This window comes from Nocardioides sp. (assembly GCF_031422975.1).
Lineage (GTDB): Bacteria > Actinomycetota > Actinomycetes > Propionibacteriales > Nocardioidaceae > Nocardioides.
Window position 1 is genome coordinate 1 of the sequence record NZ_JANPEO010000279.1, and the last position, 2678, is coordinate 2678.

General features: G+C 68.1%; 2 protein-coding genes. Both read left to right on the plus strand.

The features are described 5' to 3' along the window. Positions 1-142 precede the first annotated feature (142 nt). Entirely contained in the window at positions 143-628 is a 486-nt protein-coding gene (locus RMO85_RS08325) for a DUF2231 domain-containing protein (RefSeq protein ID WP_310528261.1), read from the plus strand. A 75-nt stretch (positions 629-703) separates the two neighbouring features. Further along, on the plus strand, positions 704-2662 hold the full coding sequence (locus tag RMO85_RS08330; RefSeq protein ID WP_310528262.1) for a M13-type metalloendopeptidase: 1959 nt from the start codon (positions 704-706) through the stop codon (positions 2660-2662). Positions 2663-2678 lie beyond the last annotated feature (16 nt).

Consider the following 2678-nt stretch of genomic DNA (forward strand, 5'->3'; position numbering starts at 1 on the left):
CGTCAAGGTGCGCCTGGCCGCCGGCGCCGGCGCCGGCACCCGCGCCGGGTTGCCACGCCAGCTGCGGGTGCGGGCCTGACGGCAACGGTCATGACACCTCACACTGTCCCCATCAGGTTCACACCCCCGGGAAGGAATCCCCATGTTTGACACGTTCAACGGTCTTCCCGTGCACCCGCTCGTCGTGCACGGAGTCGTGGTGCTGCTGCCACTGGCCATCCTCGGCACCATCCTGATCGCCATCCGCCCACGATGGCGCAAGCCGTACGGACTCCTCGTCGTGGCCGCCGCCCTGGCGGCCACCGTGATGATTCCGGTGGCGACCTCGAGCGGCGAGTCGTTGGAGGAGCGCGTGGGGGATGCGGGCGAGCACGCCGAGCTGGGCGACCAGCTGCTCTTCTTCGCCATCGCGCTCGTGGTCAGCTCCCTGGCCCTCGTCTGGTTGCAGAGGCGGGCCGAGCGCCGGTCCGATGGCAACGCTGAACACACGTCGAACGCAGTCTTGACCACCACGGCCGTGGTTGCCGTCGTCGCCGCGGTGGCCTGCGGTGTGCAGGTCTACCGCGTCGGCGACTCAGGCGCCCGGGCTGCTTGGGGAGACACCCCCAACGCCGCCAGCAATCGGTGAGAGCGCCCGCTTGACTTCGCCGAGCCGGCGGACGGGCGCCGAGCGCTGTCGCGGTCGTTGGCTATCGTCAGGGTCGTGAGCATCCTGGATGACGCCCGCCCGGGCATGAACCCTGACATTCGTCCGCAGGACGACCTCTTCGGCCACGTCAACGGGCGTTGGCTCGACGAGACCGAGATCCCCAGCGACCGGTCGAGCTGGGGGCCGTTCGTGCAGCTCGCGGACGTCGCCGAGTCGCAGGTCCGCGACATCATCACCTCGATCGCCGAGACCCCAGCGGCCGAGCTCGATGACGAGGGCCGCAAGATCGCTGACCTCTTCGCCTCCTTCATGGACGAGGCGACGATCGACAAGCTGGGCACGCGCCCGATCCAGCCGCTCGTCGCAGCGGTGGCCGGCCTGCGCGACATCCGCGACCTGGCGGCCTTCCTCGGCGAGTTCGAGCGGATCGGTGGCGCCGGGCTCTTCGGGTCCTATGTCGACACCGACGACCGCAACTCCGATCGCTACCTCTTCCACATCACCCAGGGCGGCCTCGGGCTGCCCGACGAGAGCTACTACCGCGACGACAAGTTCGCGGACGTCCGCGAGAAGTACGTCGCCTACCTCACCCACCTCCTCGAGCTCGGTGATGCCGGGTCGTCGTGGCTGGCCGACGCGGCCACCGCGGCGCGGACCGTGCTCGACATCGACACCAGGCTCGCGGCCGGCCACTGGGAGCGCGCGGAGACCCGCGATGTCCAGAAGACCTACAACCTGACGACGCTCGAGGAGCTCAAGGCGCTCTCTCCCCACTTCGACTGGGACGCCTACATCACCAACCTCGGCGGCAACGCCCAGACGATCGCCGAGTCCTGCGTCCGCCAGCCGTCCTACCTCGCCCACCTGTCCACGGTGCTCGAGGAGGTCGACATCGACGACTGGAAGGCGTGGCTGCTCACTCACGTGCTGCGCAGCGCTGCGGCGTACCTCCCCAACGAGTTCGTCGAGACCAACTTCGACTTCTACGGTCGCACCCTCAACGGCACCCCCGAGCTCCGCGAGCGGTGGAAGCGCGGCGTCTCGTTGGTCGAGGGCGCCCTCGGCGAGGCGGTGGGCAAGGAGTACGTCTCCCGACACTTCCCGCCGGAGTCCAAGGCGATGATGGACGACCTGGTCGACAACCTGCTCCAGGCGTATCGCGTCTCCATCGAGGCACTCGACTGGATGGGCGAGGAGACCAAGCAGAAGGCCTACGACAAGCTCGGCACGTTCCGCCCGAAGATCGGCTACCCGGAAAAGTTCCGCGACTACTCCGGCCTCGTGGTGCGCCCCGGCGACCTGATGGGCAACATCGCCGCCGCGTCGTCGTTCGAGACCGACCGTGAGCTCGCCAAGATCGGCTCGCCCGTCGACCGCGACGAGTGGTTCATGCTGCCCCAGACCGTCAACGCCTACTACAACCCAGGCACCAACGAGATCTGCTTCCCGGCCGGCATCTTGCAGAAGCCCTTCTTCAGCCCGGACGCGACGGCGGCCGAGAACTACGGCGGCATCGGCTCGGTCATCGGCCACGAGATCGGCCACGGCTTCGACGACCAGGGTGCGCAGTACGACGGCGCCGGCAACCTCAACGACTGGTGGACCGTTGACGACAAGGCCGCCTTCGAGGTCAAGACCAAGGCGCTGATCGAGCAGTACGACGCCTTCTCGCCGCGCAACCTGCCCGAAGAGAAGGTCAACGGCGAGCTCACCGTGGGCGAGAACATCGGAGACCTGGGTGGCCTGACCATCGGCCACAAGGCGTTCGTGATCGCCGCCGCCGGCGAGGCGTCGGTCGAGGACCGCAGGTCACTGTTCATGAACTGGGCCTACTGCTGGCGTACCAAGCGCCGCAAGGAGCAGGACCTCCAGTACCTCACCGTCGACCCGCACTCGCCGCCGGAGTTCCGCGCCAACATCGTGCGCAACCTCGACGAGTTCCACGAGGCCTTCGGCACCGCAGAGTCGGACGAGCTGTGGCTCGACCCGGCCGATCGTGTCCGGATCTGGTGAGGCCAGTGCCGCACCC

What these genes read in the sequence shown, in the direction of transcription:
- RMO85_RS08325 (WP_310528261.1), top strand. Translation starts at nt 143, where the DNA reads ATGTTTGACACGTTCAACGGTCTTCCCGTGCACCCGCTCGTCGTGCAC.